Genomic DNA, 20,510 nt, shown 5'->3' with positions numbered 1-20,510 from the left:
AAGCGCAGCCAACTCCCCTTTGTTGCCAAGCCCCATCTCCAGGCGGTATGACGGCTTCGTCCCGGTCCGGGTAGACACCTCTGCCATCGTCAGCAGCGTATTGCCCACACCACTGGCCGCAATGGTGACCATGCCAGCCCAGGCCCACAGGTCGGGCACGTGGGCAAACACCAGCCAGCCGCCCAGCATGGCAAAGCCGATCTGGCTGTACAGGTAAGGGGTCAGCACCGGGGCCGAGGCGCACATGTAGGCACGGATCAGCATCAGGTGGCCAAAGGTGCCTAAACAACCCACCAGCAAAAACCAGTGCCAGTAGGTCAGTAGCAGCTCTGGCTTCCAGCCGGTCAAGACCAGCACCAGACTCATCACCAGGCTGCCGACCAGGCCGGTGTACAGGTGGGTGGTGTAGGGGTTTTCTTCACCACTCATGCGGCTGGTGAGCACCTGAAACCAGGCGTAGCTGGTCACCAGCCCCACCGGGAACACCAGCGCCCAGCCAAACAGCTGTCCACCGGGGCGCACAACCAGCAACACCCCCAGCAGCCCGCCCGCCATCAGCCACCAACGCAGCCGTGCCACATGGGTTTTCAGAAACCAGGCTGACATGGCGGTGGCCACCAGTGGCGACAGCATCATCATGGCGGTGAATTCACCCACCGGCAGATGCTGCAGGCCAAAAAACGAACACCCGGTGGTGATCAGCAGCAGGCCACCCCGCAGCAGCTGAAAACGCAGGTTGCGGGTGCGAAACAACTCTGCTTTTTGTAGCGGGTAGCGCACGGCCAGTGTGCTCAAGACCTGAAAAACATACCTGAACCACAGCAACATCAGCACCGGAATGACGCGGGTGACGTATTTGGTGGTGGTGTCCATGCTGGCAAAGGTCAGCGCCGCCAGCAGGATCAGGGCAATACCCGCGCCCTGGCGGCTGCGCCAGAATGTCATGGAGGGTCAAATCTCCAGCGCCAGGCGGCTGGCCTGCTCGATGGCACGCCGTGCGTCCAGCTCGGCGGCCTTGTCCGCACCACCAATCACATGCACCGGCAAGTTGGGCGCGATGCTTTTTAATTGGGCTTCAAGCTCACGCACCGGCTCCTGCCCGGCGCAGACGATCACGGTGTCAAACGGCAGGGTGGTCACGCTGCCATCCGTTTTGCTGTAGTGCAGGCCCGCATCGTCGATGTGCTGGATGTTCACACCGGTCAGGATCGGCACGCCAAAACGCTGCACCTTGTCGCGCCGTATCCAGCCGGTGGTCATGGCCAGCGAGGCACCGGGGCGTTTGTCGCTGCGTTGCAGCAGGGTCACTTGCCTGCGGGCCGACAGACGCTCGGGTTTGGGGGCGCGGCCACCGGCAGACTGGGCGCTGATGTCCAGCCCGTATTCGGCGGCAAAGTTGTCCAGCGCAGGTGGGGTGTGGGGCGCGTCGCCCAGCAAAAACTCCACCATGTCATAGGCAATGGCTCCGGCACCGATGATCAGCACCCGTGCGCCGACCGGGCTTGCGCCTGACAACACCTGGTCATAGGCCAACACGTCGGGCCGATGCAGGCCGGGCAACTCGGGTTGGCGTGGCCTCACGCCGGTGGCCAGCACCACTGCGTCAAAATCGCCGTGGCTCAGCTGCTCGGCGGTCACTGCGCAGTTCAGCCGCAGCGTCACCTGTTCTTCGGCCAGGCGGTGGCGAAAGTAACGCAGCATCTCGTCAAACTCGGTTTTGCCCGGCACATTACGCGCCAGCCGCAACTGGCCGCCAAGTTCTGGCCCGGCCTCAAACAGGGTGACCCGATGGCCACGCTCGGCGGCGTTGAAGGCGAAGTTCATGCCCGCCGCACCCGCGCCCACCACGGCGATGCGCTTGGGGGCTGATGCAGGATGGGCCACCCAGTCCAGCTCACGGCCCGCACGCGGGTTGACCAGGCAGGTGGCGGTTTGGCGTTTGAAGATGTTGTCCAGGCAGGCCTGGTTGCAGGCAATACAGGTGTTGATGCGCTGGGCCTGGCCCAGACGTGTCTTGCGGGCAAAGTCCGGGTCGGCCAGCAGTGGGCGGGCCATGGACACCAAGTCGGCTTGGCCGGAGGCCAGAAGGTCTTCTGCTACGCCTGGGTCATTGATGCGGTTGGAAGCCATGACGGGAATGGTCACCGCGTCTTTGATGCGGCGCACCGCATACGCCCAGCCCGCTCGCGGCACGTTGTGCGACACGGTGGGCACGTCGGCCTCATGCCAACCAATGCCGGTGTTCAGGATGTCGGCCCCGGCTGCCTCAGCGCGGCGGGCCAGCTCCAGTGTTTCTTCGCCGGTCATACCGCCTTCGACCAGATCCAGCGCCGAGATGCGGTAGATGATGGCAAAGTCCGGCCCCACGGCTTGCCGTACCGCCTGGATGATGGCAATGGGCAAACGGATGCGGCCTTCAAAGCTGCCGCCAAACTCATCAGTGCGCTGGTTGGTGCAAGGTGCGGTGAACTCGTTGATCAGGTAGCCCTCAGAGCCCATGATTTCCACCGCATGGTAGCCAATATCGCGTGCAGCCCTTGCTGCGCTTGCGTAAGCTGCTATGGTTTCATGGACTTCTTGAGTTGTTAATGCGTGCGGTGTGAATTTGTTGATGCGAGCCCTTAATGCGCTGGGGCCGACGCAGCCGTCGAACTTGGCGTAGCGGCCAGCGTGCAGGATTTGCATACACACCTGGGTGCGGGTGCCGCGCACGGCTTCCACAATGGCGCGGTGCCAGCCCAGGTCAGCGTCCGCCGTCATGGCCGGGGCATCGTCTTCCATGCGGCCCGCCAGGTTGGGCGAGATGCCGCCGGTGATGATCAGGCCAATTTCGCCCTCGGCGCGGGCGCGGTAAAAGGCCTGGATGCGCTCAATCGGTTGGTCCATGCTTTCCAGCCGGGTGTGCATGGCGCCCATGACCATGCGGTTGCGCAGGTTCAGGTTGCGCACCACCAGCGGCGACAGCAGGTGGGGATAGGGCGAGGTTGATAAATCGCCAGGCGGTGGCGGGCTGGTGGCCATGTCAGGTTGATGGCTCATTGGCCTGCTCCGTAATTGGGGGCGCGTTTTTCGCGGAAAGCGGCCACGCCTTCTGGCATGAAGGCGGCAAAACACATCGTTTGGCCCCGGTCTTCCAGCGCCATCACGGTGGCCAGGTTGCTGGTTTCCTGTGCCAGCGCCAGGCCGTCTTTGGTCAGGCGCAAGCCGGCCGGGGACATGGCCAGCATCTCCTGCACCAGCTCCTGGGCGGTTTCGGTCAGCTGTTCTTCGGCCACCACGTCGTTGACCAGGCCAATGCGCAGGGCACGCTCGGCCTTGACAAAGCGGCCGGTGTACATCAGCTCGGCGGCCACGGCTGGCCCCACCGCACGGGGCAAAAAGTAGCTGATGCCCATGTCGCAGCCGGTCAGGCCAACCTTGGCCATGGCCACATTCATGCGGGTGTTGGGGGCGGCATAGCGCACATCACAGCCCAGTGCCAGCGCAAAACCACCACCACAAGCCGCACCGTGCAACAGGCCCACAATGGGCTGCGGGCAGCGGCGCATGCGCAGCACCACACTTGAGAGCTGGCGCTGCAGGCGCAAGCCCTGGTCGAGTGACACGGTCAGCTGATCCACATCGTCCAGGTCATACCCGGCGCAGAAGTGGCGGCCCGCGCCGCGCAGCACCACCACGCGCACATCGGTGCGGTCAGGCAGGCTGCCAAAGTAGTGGTACAGCTCTTCGGTCAGGCCCAGGTTGAGCGAGTTGAAGTGCTCAGGCCGGGCCAGTGTGAGCCATTCCACCGCGCCTTCGCGCTGCACTTCAATAAAACGCCAAGGGTTGGCCGTGGGTGTTGGGGTTTGGGTCATGGCGGTATCTTTTGAAAAATTGCAATGAAATTGATAGCTTTACAGGCAGTATTTATCTGGGCTAGAGGCCAATTTGATGCTGAAGTCAGAGCGTGCGGGCGACCAGCTCACGCATGATTTCGTTGGAACCGCCGTAGATGCGGTGCACCCGCGCATCGGCAAAGGCACGGGCAATCGGATAGTCCCACATGTAGCCGTAACCACCGTGCAATTGCAGGCACTGGTCCAGCACGCGGCCCATCAGCTCGGTGCACCAGTACTTGGCCATGGCAGCCACGGCTTTGTCGAGCTGGTCGTCACACACCTCGGTCAAACAGCGGTCGATGAAGGTCTGGGCGATTTCGATCTCGGTCTTGATTTCGGCCAGGCGAAAGCGGGTGTTCTGGTAGTCGGCAATCAGGGTGCCAAAGGCTTTGCGCCCTTTGGTGTAGTCCACCGTCCATTGCAGCGCGGCGCTGCTGGTGGCCACGGCGCCCAGCGCAATCTGCAGCCGCTCCCAGGCCAGCTCTTTGGCCAGCAGGCCAAAACCCTTGTTTTCTTCACCCAGCATGTGCTGCTGGGTCAGCACCACGTTGTCAAAGTACAGCTCGCAGGTGTCTTGCGCCTTCATGCCGATTTTTTTGAAATTCTGACCTCGGCTCACGCCGGGGGAGGAGGCTTCCACCACCCACAGGGTCAGGTCTTTGCAGCTGGGGTCCTGGCTGGACTTGGCCGCCACCACCAGAATGTCGGCACACTGGCCGTTGGTGATGAAGGTTTTCTGGCCATTCAGAATCCATTGGTCACCCTGGCGAATGGCGGTGCTGCGCATGGCACGCAGGTCGCTGCCTGCGCTGGGCTCGGTCATCACAATCGCGCCAATCAGCTCCCCCCGCGCCATGGCGGGTAACCAGCGCTGCTGCTGTTCCGGCGTGCCGTAGTTGAGGATGTAGGGGGCCACAATGTCCGAATGGGTGGAGAAGCCGGGGCCGGACAGGCCGAGCCGGGCTTGTTCTTCGATCAGGATGGCGGCAAACAAGCGGTCCGCCCCGCTGCCACCACAAGACTCGGGCAAGGTGGTGCAGAGAAAACCTTCCTTGCCAGCTTTGAGCCAGACCTCGCGCGGGGCCACGCCAGCCTCTTCCCAGGCGCTGTGAAACGGGGCGACTTCCTGTTCAAAAAACCGGCGGACCGAGTCGCGAAAGGCTTCGTGCTCTGGGCTGAAAATGTTGCGGGTGAGGATGGTCATGGGGTTTTTGATCAGTTGCGTGGCGCCAGAAAAGCCTGGATGCGGGTTTGCGCCTCTACCGTGCTCACCAGGCTGTGAATGCCATCGAGTTCGGCTTCAAACCCGGTAGCCGCCAGCGTGCCCACCTGGGCGATACAGCGTTTGGCCACTTGCAGGGCCGGTGCAGATTGGCTGGCAATACGCTGTGCCAAGGCCTCGGCTTCCTGCGCCAATTGCTCCGGGGCCACGGCCCACTGCACCATGCCGAGCTGGCAGGCAGTGGCACCGTCCACCACGTCACAGCCCAGAATGATGCGGGCTGCAATGCCGGGGCCGCACAGGCGGGTCAGGCGTTGGGTGCCCCCGGCGCCGGGAATCAGGCCGAGCTTGGCTTCAGGCAAACCGAGTTTGGCGCTGGTGGAAGCCATACGCAGGTCACAGGCCAGCGCCAGCTCAAAACCGCCACCCAGTGCACTGCCGCCAATTTCGGCCAGCGTCACACACGGCAAGGCTTCCAAGCGGTCAAACAGGGCATGGAAATGGGTGATGTTTTGCCGCATCACATCAGCACCACCTTCGATGGCAAAACAGCTTTGCACCTGGGCCAGGTCAGCCCCGGCACAAAAGGCTTTTTGGTCGCTGCGCAGGTGCAGCACGGTCAGGTCTGATTTGCTGGCCAGGCCGTCCAGCACCTGCATAAAACCGGCGATGAATTCGGTGCTGAGGGCGTTCACCGGCGGGCGTTGCAGGGTGATGCGCACGACGGTGCCCTGGTCTTCGACTTTAAACATGGCTTGTTGCTCCGTTGATTGACTTGAGTTCTTCGCGTAATTTGAATTTCTGGACTTTTCCGCTCGGGGTGGCGGGCAGGGCATCCCGCAGCACCAGGTGTTCCGGCAGCTTGAAACGCGCCACACCACGCTCGATCAGGAACTGCTTCATGGCTTCAAACCCCAGTGTTTTGCCGGGCTGGCACACCACCACCGCGCAGCCCAGTTCGCCCAGGCGCTCGTCCGGCAAACCAATCACCGCTACCGACTGGCAGGCCGGGTGCTCCAGCAGAATGTCTTCCACCTCACGCGCAGAGATGTTTTGGCCGCCGCGAATGATCATGTCCTTGATGCGCCCAACAATCCGCACCGCACCTTGTGCACCCACCGTGGCCAGATCACCAGAGTGGTACCAGCCTTCGGCATCAAGTGCCTTGGCCGTGAGTTCGGGCTCACCCAGGTAACCCAGAAAGGCGTGTGGCCCGCGTGACCACTGTTCGCCCTGCTGTCCGGGTGGCAGGGGTTTGCCGTCTTCATCCACCGCGCAGACTTCCACACCGGGCAGGGCGCGGCCGTCAAACTGCCAGGCGGCTTCGATCGGGTCGGTGGGCCAGGTGACAGTGTGCGGCGGGCTCTCGGTGGAGCCATAAATACTCATCACCCGCACCTCGAGCTGGTGGGCGCGGCGCACCAGCACTTCAGGAATGGGCGCGCCGCCACACAAGAAGTAGCGCAGGTCGGGCAGGCGTTTGCCGCTGCGCTCCAGGCTGTCCACCACATCACTCAGAAACGGTGTTGCCCCCATGGTCCAGCTGGCGCGGCTGGCCAGCATTTGATCCACCGCCGTGTCGCCCTTGAAAATGTCCAGCAAAGACACCGTAGCCCCGGTCATCAGTGTCAGCAAAATGCCGTGCATGAAGCCGCTGGTGTGGGTGACCGGGGAAGCCATGAAACACACATCGCGGTGGTCCAGCGCCAAGGTGTCTGACAAGGCGCGTTCGCCATACAAAGCGGTGTTGTGGGTGTGCACCACGCCTTTGGGTTTGGACTCGGAGCCCGAGGTGAACAAGAGCAGGGCCGGGTCGTCTGCAGCCGCCGCATGGGCTTGCGCCAGCAGCGGGCCGCTGACGGCTTCATCAAACGGTGTGCCAAGGGTCACCTGGCCTGAACCGATGACCACCATGCTGGGCTGCACTTGTAACTCGGGTGCAATCCGCTGCAGATGCTCGGTGTAATCGACGCTGCGAAAGTGTCCCGCCACCACCACCGCCTTGGAGCCACTCTTGTTCATGATGAAGGCCAGGTCTTTCCAGCCGTAGGTGGGTGGCAAGGGGTTGATCACCGCCCCGAGCTTGAAGGCCGCCAAAGTCACCACGGCGGTTTGCCACCAGTTGGGCAGGTGCATGGTGATCACATCGCCCACACCTAGCCCCCGCGCTTGCCAGAAGGCCGCCAGCCGGGAGGCTTGGTCGTCCAGCTCGCGGTAGCTGATGCTGTGGCCGCTGGCATCGCTGACAGCGGTTTTGTCGGGATAAGCGGCCACACTGGCGGCAATCCGTTGTGCCAGCGACTGGTGTTGCCAGTAGCCCAACTGGTAATAGCGCTCGCGTGCGGCCGGGCTCGGTTTCAAATCGATCATGGTGTTTATCTTTCAGTGGCCGGGCGGCCGGGGATCAGGCCATGCACCGTGTCCATCAGGCCACCATCGGCCAAGATGTTCTGACCGGTGATGTAGCCTGCGTCAGGCGCTAGCAAAAACGAAACAATGCCGGCAATGTCAGCATCCGGGTCACCAATGTGATGCAGCGGCACCAGCGCTTCGCGGGCGGCTTTGGTGGGGGCATCGGCGTAGACCTTGGCGGTCAGCGCGGTGTGGATCAGGCCGGGTGACACCGCGTTGACCCGAATGCCATCTGCCGCCCACTCCTGCGCCAGCGTGCGCACCAGCATCAGCAGCGCGGCCTTGCTCGGGCTGTAGGCACCCATGCCGGGGTAGGGTTGCACACCCGACATGGAGGCCACAGCCACCAGGCGGCCCCGGCTCTCGCGCAGAGCCGGGTAAGCGGCCTTGGCCAGCAACCAGGGCGCACGCACGTTGACGGCAAACAAAAAGTCCCAGTCTTCGATCTCCAGTTGGGCCAGGGTCGATGGGCGTGACACCCCGGCGTTGGACACCACGGCATCCAGACCGCCGAAAGCTGCCACGGCTTGATCAACCAGACTGACGGGGGTGGCAGGGTCGGCCAGGTTGCCCAGCAGAGGCAGCACCCGGCCACCGTGTTGGGCTGCTTCGGCAATGACCGCGTCCAGCTCATCGGCGTGGGCGGAGCCACAGGCGGCAATCTGGGCACCTTGGCTGGCCAGGCGTAAACAAATGGCACGGCCAATACCGCGGCTGGCTCCGGTCACCAGGACTCGCATCGTCATCTTGTGCTCTCCTCGAAAGTCGATGAGGCATTGTTGGTGCAGGTGGTGAAACGTGGCTTGACGATTCGCGCACACAACAGCATAATTCGTGCATCATTTCAAGGGGTCAATGTGGCTACAAGGGTTATCCCTAATTACTCGCTTTACGGTGTGCAAGCCCAGCCAGCCTGGCAGAATTGGTTTGACTTTGAGTGGATTCCGCAGCGTTCCCGCCCTTACAACTGGAAAATCAGGCCGCATCAACACGATGCGCTGATCCAGATTTTGTATGTGACCCAAGGCTCGGGTGAGGTCTTGTTTGACCATGCCAAAGCCAGTTTCAGTGCACCTTGCCTGCTGATTATTCCTGCACAAACCGTGCATGGTTTCGACTTTTCTGAGGACGTGGATGGCCCGGTGGTCACCGCCGCGCAGCGGCCCCTGGAGTCCCTGATCAGCCTGGCCAGCCCAGAATTGTTGGCCAGTTTGCGCAAGCCTGCAGTGATGGCGCTGGACGATGCCAGCGGCCATGCGCAGGCCCTGATGCCACTGTTTCTGGCCATGGAGCGGGAAGCGCAGATTCAGGCCGCAGGACAGCTCACCGCAGGCATGGCGCTGCTGACGGCCATTTGTATCCAGGTTGCCAGACTGACGCAGACCAACGAAGCCTCGGTCTCCAAGGCCCATTCACGCAAGTCGGCCCAGATTGAGAAATTCCGCAACATGGTGGACGAACATTTCACCCGCCATCTGCCGATTGGCGACTATGCAGGCCAGTTGGGCATCACCCCCGGGCAGTTGTCGCGCCTGTGCCGGGAGGTGTTGGGCATGTCGAGCCTGGATGTGGTCAACGCCCGCGTGATTCACGAAGCCCAACGCGGACTGGTTTACACCGGCAACAGCATCAAGCAACTGGCTTACACGCTAGGTTTTGCCGACGAAAACTATTTCTGCCGGTTTTTCCGCAAACACACCGGTTTGAGCCCCAGGGAGTTTCGCGCCAAGGCCATGAGTGCCATGCTCATTCCAGCCACGATCAAATCAACGTCTGCCAACGTGTAGACATGGCCAGGCTGGGCCAATCAGCCCCGGTGTTCGAACACCCCCAGTTTTCGGTGCAGCGGGCTTTCGTCAGCCAGGAAAACGAACGACGGTTGATCGGCAAGACGATTGCGTAGTGTGACGCCGGTGTATCCTGGTGCGCAGCAGGTGTCAGCCTCCGCCAAGGTGAAGGTATTCTGCTCAATGACAGCCTCCACGTTGCCTTCGATCACATGGAACACACAGGCTGGCGAGCGCACGGGTAGACACAGTGTCTGGTTTGGGCGCAGCATCAAGGCGTAAAAACCCAGGTTGTTCTGGACGTCCTGGCCGGTTTCAGGGTTGACATACGTGATCTGGACCGCTTCCAGCCCGGGTTGGTCTTCAGCCAGCGCCAGCAGCGATGCCCGGGCCGCCACCCAAGGGTAGCGCAGCATGGGATAGGCCTTGCCGGAGCGCGCAAACACGGGGGTGGGCAGCATGCCACCGCGGGCGTAAATCTGGTCGCCCCGGCCGACCTTGACCTCCTGGCTCTGCCCTTCAATGCCGTAGGACGTCTCGGCGTAATAAATGATGGGTAAATCCAGCACATCCAGCCAGACAACAGCTTGATCGCCCGTGTGCTGGTGTTCATGCCACAGACCTGTAGGCGTGAGGATCAGGTCGCCACGGTTCATCGGACATTTTTCGCCATCGACGATGGTGTAGGCGCCGTCACCTTCGACCACCATCCGTACGGCATTGGGGGTGTGGCGGTGGCTTGGTGCACATTCACCTGGCAACAGCAGTTGCATGCCCAAATACATGGCAGGACTGACCTTCATGTTTTCCAGTCCGTGGCCAGGATTGGCCAGTACCAGCACACGCCGTTCGGCCTTTTCCATGGGCGTGAGATCGCCTGCCTTCATCAGCACAGGACGCAACGTGGCATAGGGCCAGTGAATGGGCCTGGTGTTGCGGGTTGGAATGCCCGCAGGCAATGCCGCTCGCAGGCTGGGCCAAAGTGGCACCAGATTTAACTTGGTCAGATCGTCGCGGTAGTCCTGCGGCAGGTCTTCCAGGCGGCCCAGATGGTCCAAACGGCCAGAGTCTTGCATCTTCTCGTCCTTTGAGGTGAATTTGAAGGGGTTACCCCTGTTGCAGGCAGTTGTTCACGTTCCAGCCGTACAGCCACGCCACTGCGTCATAAAAACGCTCCTGGCTGCGGTTTTTCCACAAGCTGTTGCGGACCAGGCGCTCCACGCCAACGGCGTGGTACAGGCGCCCCATTTCTCGCCCCGACAACACGATGCGGGCGGTACGGACCACACGGTTGTTCTCGTACAGTGGCAGGGCCTTGTCCCAGTCGTTGTGGCAGACACGCAGTGCTTCGCCCAGCGTCACGGCATCTTCCAGGGCCATGCAAGCACCCTGGGCCATGTACTGAGTTGTGGGATGGGCTGCGTCCCCCAGAATGGTTGCGCGACCGTACACCCAACGGGCAATCGGTTCTTTGTCGGCCGTGGCCCAACGACGCCAGCTTTTGGGTAAGTCAATCAATTGGCGTGCACGCGGGCAAATCCCCTGGAAATAGCTTTCTACTTCATCCTTGCTGCCATCGGTGACGCCCCACTGTTCCTGCAGCCGGCTGTGAAAGGTCACAACCACGTTGTACTGCTCACCCCCGCGCAACGGATAGTGCACCAGGTGACATTTGGGCCCCACCCATAGGCTTGCAGCGTTCCACTTCAGGTCTTCGGGAAAATCGGCTTTGTCGATCACGGCTCGATAGACCACATGTCCAGTGACGCGCGGAGGGTCGTTCACGTATTGGGCACGTACAACTGATTTGCCCCCGTCGGCGCCAATCAGCGCCTGGCCCATCCAGCGATTGCCGTTCTGATCAATGGCTGTCACGGTTTTGTTCGTTTCATCTTGCTCGATTCTTTCGATCCGTGTACTGGTGAAGAATTCGACACATCCGGTTTCAACGGCACCTTCAAGCAACGACTTGTGGATGTCCACCCGGTGGATGACCGCATAGGGGTTACCGAAGCGTTGGCGAAAGGCTTCGCCGGTTTCAATTTTCCCGATCTGGTATTCGTCGATGGCATCGTGCATCACCATGTAGTCGGTGTACACCGCGCGGCCACGGGTCTTGTCACCGACGCCCAAAGCATCGAAGGCGTGAAAGGCGTTCGGACCAAGTTGAATGCCTGCACCTATTTCACCGATCTCAGGCGCTTGCTCGAACACCTGTACCTTGAAGCCCTGGCGCACCAGGGCCAAAGCGGTGGCCAAGCCACCAATGCCGCCACCGGCGACCAAAACGGGTAATGCGGTACTGCTCATCAAATTGTCTCCAATGTGGTTAATAAATCTGAACCGGACACGCCATGCAGCGGGCAGCACCGAGCCTTCACCGAGTCACCGGCGATCTGGTCTCGTTCCCAGTCCCGTCCTGAGTCGGACTCAGACCCGCTCGGGCGGCACAGGAACGGTGATGCAGCTTTTGGCCTTCTGGCGCCAGGCGACGCCGCCGCCCGGACTTACTCGGGTTTGATGTTCAAGTGGTCAAGCACTCTTTGCCAGGTTTTGCGGTCTTCGTTGATGTACTGGGCCAGCTGTTCTGGAGTGCCTGGACGCGGGTAAGTCCCCAGCTCATGCGACTTGGCCACCACGTCTGGCAACAGCAGGGCTTCACCCATGTCCTTGTTCATCTTTGCCAGCGCCGCCGCGGGGACACCTTTCTTGGCAATCACGGCAAACCAGCCATAGGCCGCGGCACCGGGCACTGATTTGTTGGCCAGCGGAAACTGTTCAAGCCCGGGTTCCACCCGGTCAGCCATTGAAGCCAGAACCCGCATCCGGCCACCCTGCACGTTGCCAGCCACAACGTTGTAGGAGTCCACCATCATCTTGGTTTGCCCACCCAGGGTCGCCTGGATGGACTGGGCGCCGCCGGGGTAATGCACTTCCAGGAATTGAACCCCCGATTGCATGCTCAGCAAAGTTGCCGCTAGGTGGGGGGCCGTCCCTCTGCCTGGGTCGGCCACTTCGATGCTTTGCGGCTTGGCTTTTGCGGCAGCGATGAAGTCGGCCAGCGTCTTGTAGGGAGAATCGGCAGGCACCGTCAGCACAAAAGGCAATACGGCGGCCAGCGTGACGGGGACAAAGTCGCGGTTGAAATCGTAATTCACCCCCTTGATGATGCTTGGCGCAACAGAAATGGCAGAGCCCTGCACAAAGCCAAAAACGCTGCCGTCAGCTGGTGAATTCAGAATGGCATTCATGCCAATCACGCCACTGCCGCCTGGCTTGTTGTCAACAATGACTGGTTGACCCCACTTTTCGGTCAGTTTGACGCCGACAAAGCGGATCAAAACGTCAGGTGCAGAGCCGGCCGGAAATGGCACGACAAAGCGTACGGGGGCCGTGGGCCATTTTGTGGATGTGGTTTGCGCCTGTGTGGCAGACCCAATGGCCAAGGCCGCCACTGCCAGAATCAGGGCCTTGCGGCGGTGTTGGAAAGTGTGATTCATCTTGTCTCCTGTTTGCTTTTGTTGAAATGATGTTGATCGTTGATTGGTTGTAAATGCGGTCTCAGCCCGCACGGATGTCCACCACGATGCGTCCCAGCCCGGTGATCTCCGCCGTCATGCGGTCGCCAGGGAAGACCTGCGATACACCTTCCGGTGTCCCGGTCATCAGGATGTCGCCGGGATGCAGCGTGTAGAAGGATGAGGCAAATTCAATGAGATCTGCCACGTTCATGATCAGATCGCGGGTATTGGCGCGTTGTCGGACCTCGCCGTTGATGGCAATGACCAGATCCAGGTTGTTGACGTCTGCCATGTCATCCGCTGTGGTGAGATACGGCCCCAACACCGTGTAGCCATCGGGAGATTTACGCATGCTGCGTTCTTCAGGGCCACGCACCGTCATGTCAAGCCCCACGCAATAACCGGCCACATGTTCCAGTGCATTGGCAGCAGGGATGTTCCGGCCAGCCTTGCCGATCACGGCAACCAGTTCAATTTCATGGTCGTTGCGCCTGTCAGGGCGGGCAATCACCACACCGGCAGAGGCCCCTGCAACCGAACTGGTCGCCTTGAGGAACAGGCCCACTCGTTGAATCTCACCAATCTGATTCTGGTGGTGAATGCCTTTGTCGTCACGTGCTTCCTGCAAGTGTTTGAGGTAATTCACAGGCGCCGCCACGACCTTGCCAGGGTTGGCGATGGGGCTGAGCAACTTCAGGCCTGAGAGGGCGTGACGGGATTCACCATTTTTGGCATCCACAAGCTTTTTGACTTCGGCACTGACGGCGGCCAGATTGGCAATGAATAAATCATGGGTAGGCAAGGGGTAGCTGCAGGTGGGCAACACCTGGAGTGCTGCGGTGACGTCAATGACTTCATCGCCCTGTACCAGACCGAGCCGGTTATCGTTGAATCTACAAAGTTGCATGAGGTGCTTTCACGAATTGCGCATGGACAAACTATAGGGAACGGGCAGTATCAATACAATGGCGTAATGTTCATTTGAACAATTGAAATTTTTAATAATGCGAGTGTTGTTTGAGTGAAATTGACCTGCGCCACTTGCGCATCTTTATCGCGCTGTATGCCACCAAGAACGTGACCCGTGCAGCTGAAACTGTCGGACTCAGCCAGTCTTCAGTCAGTGTCGTGTTGGGCCAATTGCGCGAGCACTACGGTGACCCGCTTTTTGTACGAACCTCGGGCGGTATGCAGCCCACGCCACGCGCCGAACTGTTAGTACCCGTGGTGCGTCAGGCCATGCAGTTGCTGGATCAGAGCCTGGAAAAAGCAGCAGAATTCACCCCGGCCCAGATCACCCGCAGTTTCCGTATCTGCATGACCGATGTCGGACAAATGACCCTGCTGCCGCGCCTGTTGTCCAAAGTCCATCTGTTGGCACCCCATGTCAACATTGAAGTGGACAATCTCAGTCACGACACCGCGCATCAGCTCGAAGTTGGCGAAGCCGACCTGGCCATGGGTTTCACCGAGGACATCAGGGCTGGCTTCTACCAGCAAAAATTGTTTGATGAAGGGTTTGCCTGTATCGCCTCGCGCGACCATCCTCGCATCATCGATCACATGACGCTGGCCCAGTTCTCGCAAGAAAAACATGTGAAGATCATGCTGTCGGCCACGGCCCACTCGATTGTCGACAAGTTTCTTGAACGCCAAGGTGTACACCGGACTTTTGCGGTCAATGTACCAACCTTCCTGAGCCTTGGCCGGGTCGTGGCCAGTTCAGATCTGGTGGCCATCGTGCCACTGCGGCTGGGGGCGATTTTTGCGTCAGAGAGCCGCGTGAAGATCGTCTCTCTTCCAGTCAGGTTTCCGTCTTACTCGGTCAACCAATACTGGCATGACCGTTACCACCGCGACCCTGGCAACGCCTGGCTACGCTCGTTGGTCTACGAAACCGCCACCGGACTTCCTCTGGCGGCAACTGGAATCCATTTTCCTTAGGACAAGAATGACATGGCCAGGACCATGCAAGGGATGGTGCGGCTGGCGGGGATCGAACCCACGACCCTTGGCTTCGGAGGCCAATACTCTATCCACTGAGCTACAGCCGCATCCTGGTTGCAGTCTTGGATTGTAGGGGTTTTAAATACCCCCGGACTCTATAATCAAAAGTTAGCGACCCGTCACGCCTACAACCAAGTCACAAGAGGCCACCATGAGCGATAACCACCATTCAACCGATCACGCGGCACCCGCGCACAGCATGACCAAAAAGGTTCTGACCATTGTCTTCCTAGCACTGGTGCCTTTGGCCATTGTGGTCAGCCTGATCACCCAGTACAAGGCCCGCGACGGCGGAACCGGTGCTTCGGCCATGACCGAAGAAGCGATCGAAGCGCGCATCCAGAAAGTGGGGATGGTTTCCCTGGGTTCGGGCAAACGCGAGCTGAAAACCGGCGAAGATGTTTACAAGGCGCAATGCAGCACCTGCCACGCTGCGGGTGTGGTCGGCGCCCCCAAGTTTGGCGACGCAGCCGCCTGGGGCCCACGCATCAAGACCGGTTATGAGGCGCTGCTGAATTCCGCGCTCAAAGGCAAGAACAACATGACCCCGCAAAGCGGCGGTGCGTTCTCCGACTATGAAGTCAGCCGTGCGGTGGTTTACATGGCCAACGCCGGTGGGGCCAAGTTTGCCGAGCCTGCCGCCCCCGCCGGTACTGCAGCGCCTGAAGCCGCGGCACCTGCTGCGTCTGCGGCATCGGCAGCCCAATAAGTCGCTTTAAACAATTTAGCACTCCAGCCCGCGTCAAATGGGCATGGAGCGCTATCTTTTTTGGTGAAATTGCGGACTGTTGACATAACCGTAACGCACCGACAGCTGCTGTCGAGCCACCTCCTGGGGTTGCCATAAGCCCCGCTCCACAGCGTCGGCGGCCAGCGCCATGTCCTGGGTATGCACCAAGCCAAAGCCGGTGTCGGTTTGTAGGTACAAGTGACCCCATTCGTCCAGCACACACGCTTGCACATGGGCCGTGCGCCCGATGTGGTCTCTGACTGAAAAGTCATCCTGCACGCGCCAGATCAGCGGTGTGGCCTGCAATTCGACATAGACCCGTTGTGGTCCGTTCTGAAAAAACCATTGACCGAAGGCATCCGCGCTGTAATTGCGGCCGATGAAGGCAATCAGTTTGTCATGCAACAACTGCGAACCTTTGCTGCCTGGCATTCCGCTGTCGAACGCCCCCAGCACCTGGACGCGGTCATCACGCATGTACCAGTTGCCGCGCGCGTCCAGGCCCAGCCAACCATAACAGTCCGGCACATGGGGCCATTTGGCCATGGCCTGTTTGACGATGTCATCCATGGTGATTTCCTTCCCGAACCAGCCAACCGCCCACCAGGTCCGGCAGTGCCGACAGGTGCCCGGGCGGGCGCCCCTGGATAAAGCCGACGTGCCCGCCCTGCGGCGGTTGCCACAGGGTGACGTGGCGCCCTACACCGCCTCTGGGCAGACAAGCCGCTGGCACAAAGGGGTCATTCAGCGCGTTGACCACCAGGGTCGGCACCTTGATGCGGTCCAGGTGGGGCTTGGCCGAGGCGCGCTGCCAATAATCAGACGCATTGTTGAAACCGTGCAGCGGTGCCGTGAACACATCGTCAAACGCGTACAAGTCCTGCGCTGCCTGCAATGCCCGGGCACTGAACAGCCCCGGGTGCTGCGCTAGTTTTTGCAGGGCCTTGGGTTTCATGGTGGCCAAAAACCGCCGGGTATAGACTTGGCGGTTGAAGCCGCGCCCGATGGCCCGGCCACTGGCAGCCAGATCCAGCGGCGCCGAAATGCTGGCCACGGCACTGACCGTGCGGGCCGCTTGCTGACCGGACTCCTCGGCCCAGCGCAGCAGGGCGTTGCCCCCGAGCGAGACCCCAGCCACCAGCAAACGCCCCGGATGCTGCTGACGCAGGCGCTTGAGGATCCAGTCAATTTCTTCAAAATCGCCGGAATGGTAGGCCCGTGGTGCACGGTTGATCTCACCACTGCAGCCCCTGAAATGCGGCACCACATAGTTGAAACCTTGCCGCTGAGCGAAGGCGGCGAAGGCCAACGCGTAGTGGCTGCTAGAGGAGCCCTCCAACCCATGAAACAGCACCAGCAGGGTGCTGGCCGGTGGTGCCGCCAACCAGTCCAGATCAATGAAGTCACCGTCCGGCGCGGTCCAGCGCTCACGCCGATAGGTGATCTCGCCTGACTTGGGCACCGGATGGGCGTGACGAGCCCACAGAGCCGGCCAGATGGTTTGCGCATGACCGCCTGGCAGCCACCAGGGCGCTATGTAATTCATAGCTAACGATGTCCTATATATCCGGGCTAGAGGCCAATTTAGTGTAAAACATGAGGTGATTCCGAGATGTCCTGCGTTTCGTTCAGCGCCCCGGGGCTGGCGTGGTGGGCAACCAACCGCCAGCCTTGCGCGGTCTTGTAGTACACGTTGGTGGCCAACGCATACGCCTCCACCGGTCCCTCGCTGGTTAACACCTCGATGCGTTCACGCACGCTGTGCACCGCGCTGGTCATGGATTCGATCTTGCGCAGCGCTTCCACCTGGATGCGGATGCTGCCATTGCTGAGCACGGCGTCAAAAGCCGCACGCACCGCGCCCAGGCCGACCAGGCGGGGACCGCCCGGGTGCACACAGATCACCTCGTCCTCGTCCGCCCAGCAGGCCATCAGGCGCTCCAGATCGCCGGTTTGCAGGGCCTCGTAGAAATTGGCCTCGGTTTCATCGGCAGAGCCGGCCACGGTAGCAGAGGTTTGAGGTGCTTTGGACATGCCTCGATTTTGCCGTTGTTTGCCTGCCTTGCCATCGGGGCGAACTTTTCCCCACCCTTGCCATGATTTCTGGGCGCCCAGCCTGTCCACTTGGCACACGCTTGTGCTACCGTTGCAATTTTCGTTTGGAGAAGGCTATGAAACGCTGGTTCTTGATGCTCGCTGCAGTGTGGCTGCTCAGCGGCTGCGGTTACAACGATTTTCAGCGGCTGGACGAGCAGACCAAGTCCGCCTGGAGTGAGGTGCTGAACCAATACCAGCGACGCGCTGACTTGGTGCCCAATATCGTGGCCACGGTCAAGGGCGAAGCTGCTTTTGAACAGGACACCCTGACCAAGGTCATCGAAGCCCGCGCCAAGGCCACGGCCATTCAGGTCACGCCCGAGACCCTGAACAACCCGGAGGCTTTCAAGAAGTTCCAGGCCGCGCAGGGTGAGCTGGGTTCGGCACTGAGCCGCCTGATGGTCGTCTCCGAACAGTACCCGAACCTCAAGGCCAACGAGGGCTTCCGTGACCTGCGTGTGCAGCTCGAAGGCACTGAAAATCGCGTGACGGTGGCACGCAACCGCTACATCAAGGCGGTGCAGGAATACAACGTGTTGGCACGCAGTTTCCCCAGCAATCTGACCGCCATGGTGTTTGGTTACCACGCCAAGGAAAACTTTGCGGTGCAGAACGAGGCCGCCATTTCAACCCCGCCGGTGGTGGATTTCAACAAAAAATGAAGCGTTTGTTCAACGCTTTGGCGCGGGTGTTATTGGGATGGGTCTTCACCCTGGGCCTGGCCTGGGCCGAGCTGGCAGTGCCGGCCCTGAGCGCCCATGTGGTGGACACCACGGGCACCCTGCAGGCTACCCAGCGTGAACAACTCGACGCCAGGCTTGCCACTTTTGAGCGCAGCCGCGGCTCACAAGTGGTGGTGTTGCTGGTGCCCAGCACGCAGCCCGAGGACCTGACCAGCTACGCTAACCGGGTTGGCAATACTTGGAAAATCGGCCGCCGCGATGTCGGTGACGGCTTGCTGTTGGTTGTGGCCATCAATGACCGCAAAGTCCGTATCGAGGTTGCCAAAACACTGGAAGGCGCCATTCCCGATCTGGCCGCCAAGCGCATCATCGACCAGGCCATCACCCCCCACTTCAAGCAGGGTGATTACGCTGGCGGCCTGAACGCCGCTGTGGACCAGATCACCGCCCTGATCACCGGTGAGGCGCTGCCTGCCCCCACCCAGACCGAGACGGCCAGTGATGGTGGCTTTGACTGGGGCGATCTGGCGCTTGTGCTTTTTTTTGCGGTGCCCATCGTGGGGGCTGTTGCCAAGCGCTTGCTTGGCTCCCGGCTGGGGCCGCTGGCCACTGGCGGCCTGGCCGGTGCTGTTGCCCTGTGGATCACCTCCAGCCTGGTCGTCGCCACCCTGGCCGGGGTGGCCGCCATGATTTTTACCCTGATATCCAATGCATCAGGCGGTAGAGGCGGCCACCATGGTGGCGGGTTCGGCGGGGGTGGCTTCAGCAGCGGCGGCGGTTTTGGCGGCGGTGGCGGCTTCAGCTCCGGTGGTGGCGGAGACTTTGGCGGCGGCGGTGCCTCAGGAGATTGGTGATGCTGACAAAATTGAAGCGACTTTTCCGGCATCGCTGGCTGGATGAACGCGCTGCGGCCCGGGCCATCCCCCCTGCGCTTCTGGCCCAGCTGACCCGCAGTGTGCAGTCCAGCGAACAACGGCATAGTGGCGAAATCCGAATTTGTGTCGAAGCCGGGCTGCCCCTGAGCTATCTCTGGCGCAACAGCCCCATGTCCGAGATCAGCAGGATGCGCGCCTTGTCCATGTTTGGCAAGTTACGCGTCTGGGACACAGCCCATAACAATGGGGTGCTGATCTACCTGCTGCTGGCGGAACAGGCCATTGAAATCGTGGCGGATCGCGGCCTCAATGACAAGGTACCCACTGCCACTTGGCAGGCCCTGCTGAACGACATGCGTGGCCCGTTTCAACGCGGTGAATATGAATTGGGGCTGAATCTGGCCGTCAAACAGGTGTCCGACTTGCTGACGACCCACTTTCCCCTGGTGGCAGGAGAATCCAATCCGAATGAGTTGCCCGACGCGCCGCTGCTGCGCTGACCCCGGCCAGCCGTAAAAAAACCCGCCGCGGCGGGTTTTTTTCAGGCAACGATCCTCTGGCGGATTACTTCTTGCCGCGGTACTTGCGCAAAGCTGTGATTTGTGCAGCCATGACGGCCAACTCGGACGAGGCGCGGGCCAGATCGAGGTCTGACTTGGCATTCTTGATGGCTTCTTCAGCAGCCAGTTTGGCGGCGTTGGCCTTCTCGTCATCGAGGTCCTTGCCGCGAATCGCGGTATCAGACAGCACCGTCACGCAATCAGGCTGGACTTCCAGAATGCCACCGGCAACAAAGACAAACTCTTCGGAACCGTCAGCCATTTCAATGCGCACGGAACCCGCCTTGATACGGGTGATCAATGGCGTGTGGCGTGGATAAATGCCCAACTCACCAGCTTCACCAGGCAAGGCGACAAAACGCGCTTCCCCCGAGAAGATGGACTCTTCGGCACTGACCACATCAACGTGGATGGTGTTCATGGTGTTCCTAATCAGTTGGGGACAGCGCAGGCCGCCACGCGGCTACGCCCTGCCCCGCAAGGTTTGTTAGATCTTCTTGGCCTTTTCGAACGCTTCGTCGATCGTGCCAACCATGTAGAACGCTTGTTCCGGCAGGTGATCACATTCGCCGGCCACAATCATCTTGAAGCCACGGATGGTTTCGGCCAGAGACACGTACTTGCCGGGAGAACCGGTAAACACTTCGGCCACATGGAAGGGTTGAGACAGGAAACGCTGAATCTTACGGGCGCGAGCCACGGTCAGCTTGTCTTCAGGTGCCAACTCGTCCATCCCCA

21 protein-coding genes, 1 tRNA gene and 1 pseudogene are annotated in these 20,510 nt (G+C 60.7%); 6 read left to right on the top strand and 17 right to left on the bottom strand.

Features of this window, described 5'->3' with window-relative positions; translation table 11 throughout:
- The 7 genes from PHW99_RS13935 to PHW99_RS13905 all read right to left on the bottom strand — a co-directional run.
- A partial coding sequence (locus tag PHW99_RS13935; protein ID WP_300178672.1) for a DMT family transporter occupies positions 1-945 on the bottom strand: 945 nt, incomplete at its 3' end.
- 6 nt (positions 946-951) lie between these two features.
- Positions 952-3,039 carry an NADPH-dependent 2,4-dienoyl-CoA reductase gene (locus tag PHW99_RS13930; RefSeq protein WP_300178669.1) on the bottom strand — a complete coding sequence of 696 codons (2,088 nt, stop codon included), beginning with the start codon at positions 3,037-3,039 and terminating at the stop codon, positions 952-954.
- Positions 3,036-3,854 (bottom strand): enoyl-CoA hydratase/isomerase family protein, encoded by an 819-nt coding sequence (locus PHW99_RS13925; RefSeq protein ID WP_300178665.1) that lies wholly within the window; start codon positions 3,852-3,854, stop codon positions 3,036-3,038. The genes PHW99_RS13930 and PHW99_RS13925 overlap by 4 nt, the downstream gene beginning before the upstream one ends.
- An 85-nt stretch (positions 3,855-3,939) precedes the next feature.
- A complete protein-coding gene (locus PHW99_RS13920) occupies positions 3,940-5,076 on the bottom strand; it encodes an acyl-CoA dehydrogenase family protein (protein ID WP_300178677.1) in 1,137 nt (378 codons plus the stop codon).
- A 17-nt stretch (positions 5,077-5,093) separates the two neighbouring features.
- Positions 5,094-5,852 (bottom strand): enoyl-CoA hydratase/isomerase family protein, encoded by a 759-nt coding sequence (locus PHW99_RS13915; protein ID WP_300178661.1) that lies wholly within the window; start codon positions 5,850-5,852, stop codon positions 5,094-5,096.
- A complete protein-coding gene (locus PHW99_RS13910; RefSeq protein ID WP_300178658.1) occupies positions 5,845-7,470 on the bottom strand; it encodes an AMP-binding protein in 1,626 nt (541 codons plus the stop codon). The genes PHW99_RS13915 and PHW99_RS13910 overlap by 8 nt, the downstream gene beginning before the upstream one ends.
- A gap of 5 nt (positions 7,471-7,475) precedes the next feature.
- Positions 7,476-8,258, bottom strand: a complete 783-nt coding sequence (locus tag PHW99_RS13905; RefSeq protein ID WP_300178655.1) for an SDR family oxidoreductase — start codon at positions 8,256-8,258, stop codon at positions 7,476-7,478.
- A gap of 111 nt (positions 8,259-8,369) precedes the next feature.
- Between PHW99_RS13905 and PHW99_RS13900 the strand changes: the two genes are divergently transcribed.
- Positions 8,370-9,299: a helix-turn-helix domain-containing protein gene (locus PHW99_RS13900; protein WP_300178652.1), complete on the top strand. Its 930-nt coding sequence runs from the start codon at positions 8,370-8,372 to the stop codon at positions 9,297-9,299.
- Positions 9,300-9,319: 20 nt separating this feature from the next.
- Here the strand turns inward: PHW99_RS13900 and PHW99_RS13895 are convergent, their stop codons facing one another.
- The 4 genes from PHW99_RS13895 to PHW99_RS13880 all read right to left on the bottom strand — a co-directional run bounded on the left by PHW99_RS13895 (position 9,320) and on the right by PHW99_RS13880 (position 13,727).
- Positions 9,320-10,357, bottom strand: coding sequence for a cupin domain-containing protein (locus PHW99_RS13895; RefSeq protein WP_300178675.1), 1,038 nt, complete (start codon positions 10,355-10,357; stop codon positions 9,320-9,322).
- A 49-nt stretch (positions 10,358-10,406) separates the two neighbouring features.
- Positions 10,407-11,609, bottom strand: a complete 1,203-nt coding sequence (locus PHW99_RS13890) for a 3-hydroxybenzoate 6-monooxygenase (protein WP_300178649.1) — start codon at positions 11,607-11,609, stop codon at positions 10,407-10,409.
- A gap of 197 nt (positions 11,610-11,806) precedes the next feature.
- Positions 11,807-12,799, bottom strand: a complete 993-nt coding sequence (locus PHW99_RS13885) for a tripartite tricarboxylate transporter substrate binding protein (protein ID WP_300178647.1) — start codon at positions 12,797-12,799, stop codon at positions 11,807-11,809.
- Positions 12,800-12,860: 61 nt separating this feature from the next.
- Entirely contained in the window at positions 12,861-13,727 is an 867-nt protein-coding gene (locus PHW99_RS13880; RefSeq protein WP_300178644.1) for a fumarylacetoacetate hydrolase family protein, read from the bottom strand.
- 110 nt (positions 13,728-13,837) lie between these two features.
- On the opposite strand from PHW99_RS13880, the gene PHW99_RS13875 reads away from it, so the two are divergent.
- Positions 13,838-14,764, top strand: a complete 927-nt coding sequence (locus PHW99_RS13875) for a LysR family transcriptional regulator (protein ID WP_300178642.1) — start codon at positions 13,838-13,840, stop codon at positions 14,762-14,764.
- Positions 14,765-14,798: 34 nt separating this feature from the next.
- On the opposite strand, the gene PHW99_RS13870 is transcribed toward PHW99_RS13875, so the two are convergent.
- Positions 14,799-14,874: transfer RNA gene (locus PHW99_RS13870), tRNA-Arg, on the bottom strand.
- A gap of 104 nt (positions 14,875-14,978) precedes the next feature.
- Between PHW99_RS13870 and PHW99_RS13865 the strand changes: the two genes are divergently transcribed.
- Positions 14,979-15,536, top strand: coding sequence for a c-type cytochrome (locus PHW99_RS13865; RefSeq protein WP_300178639.1), 558 nt, complete (start codon positions 14,979-14,981; stop codon positions 15,534-15,536).
- A 51-nt stretch (positions 15,537-15,587) separates the two neighbouring features.
- Here PHW99_RS13865 and PHW99_RS13860 read toward each other — a convergent pair whose 3' ends face one another.
- From PHW99_RS13860 to PHW99_RS13850, 3 genes are read right to left on the bottom strand one after another with little or no spacing between them, the layout of a single operon-like run.
- The gene (locus PHW99_RS13860; RefSeq protein ID WP_300178636.1) at positions 15,588-16,127 is read right to left on the bottom strand and encodes a DUF2946 family protein; all 540 of its coding nucleotides are present in this window, start codon (positions 16,125-16,127) and stop codon (positions 15,588-15,590) included.
- Positions 16,120-17,103, bottom strand: coding sequence for an alpha/beta fold hydrolase (locus tag PHW99_RS13855; protein ID WP_300178633.1), 984 nt, complete (start codon positions 17,101-17,103; stop codon positions 16,120-16,122). Before PHW99_RS13855 ends, PHW99_RS13860 begins: the two co-directional genes overlap by 8 nt.
- Before the next feature lie 38 nt (positions 17,104-17,141).
- Complete coding sequence (locus PHW99_RS13850) at positions 17,142-17,591, bottom strand: nuclear transport factor 2 family protein (protein ID WP_300178630.1); 450 nt, start codon at positions 17,589-17,591, stop codon at positions 17,142-17,144.
- A gap of 137 nt (positions 17,592-17,728) precedes the next feature.
- On the opposite strand from PHW99_RS13850, the gene PHW99_RS13845 reads away from it, so the two are divergent.
- From PHW99_RS13845 to PHW99_RS13835, 3 genes are read left to right on the top strand one after another with little or no spacing between them, the layout of a single operon-like run.
- Positions 17,729-18,316, top strand: coding sequence for a LemA family protein (locus PHW99_RS13845; protein WP_300178627.1), 588 nt, complete (start codon positions 17,729-17,731; stop codon positions 18,314-18,316).
- On the top strand, positions 18,313-19,191 hold the full coding sequence (locus PHW99_RS13840; protein WP_300178624.1) for a TPM domain-containing protein: 879 nt from the start codon (positions 18,313-18,315) through the stop codon (positions 19,189-19,191). Before PHW99_RS13845 ends, PHW99_RS13840 begins: the two co-directional genes overlap by 4 nt.
- Complete coding sequence (locus tag PHW99_RS13835) at positions 19,191-19,712, top strand: TPM domain-containing protein (RefSeq protein ID WP_300178621.1); 522 nt, start codon at positions 19,191-19,193, stop codon at positions 19,710-19,712. The genes PHW99_RS13840 and PHW99_RS13835 overlap by 1 nt, the downstream gene beginning before the upstream one ends.
- 64 nt (positions 19,713-19,776) lie before the next feature.
- Here the strand turns inward: PHW99_RS13835 and PHW99_RS13830 are convergent, their stop codons facing one another.
- Both PHW99_RS13830 and PHW99_RS13825 read right to left on the bottom strand, forming a co-directional pair.
- Positions 19,777-20,193 (bottom strand): F0F1 ATP synthase subunit epsilon, encoded by a 417-nt coding sequence (locus PHW99_RS13830; protein WP_300178618.1) that lies wholly within the window; start codon positions 20,191-20,193, stop codon positions 19,777-19,779.
- Positions 20,194-20,259: 66 nt separating this feature from the next.
- Positions 20,260-20,510 (bottom strand): annotated as a pseudogene (locus tag PHW99_RS13825) (F0F1 ATP synthase subunit beta); the annotation flags it as partial.

Source organism: Rhodoferax sp. (genome assembly GCF_028689305.1).
In the GTDB taxonomy this organism is placed as follows: Bacteria; Pseudomonadota; Gammaproteobacteria; order Burkholderiales; family Burkholderiaceae_C; genus Rhodoferax.
This window is presented reverse-complemented; position numbering and strand designations above follow the sequence as displayed.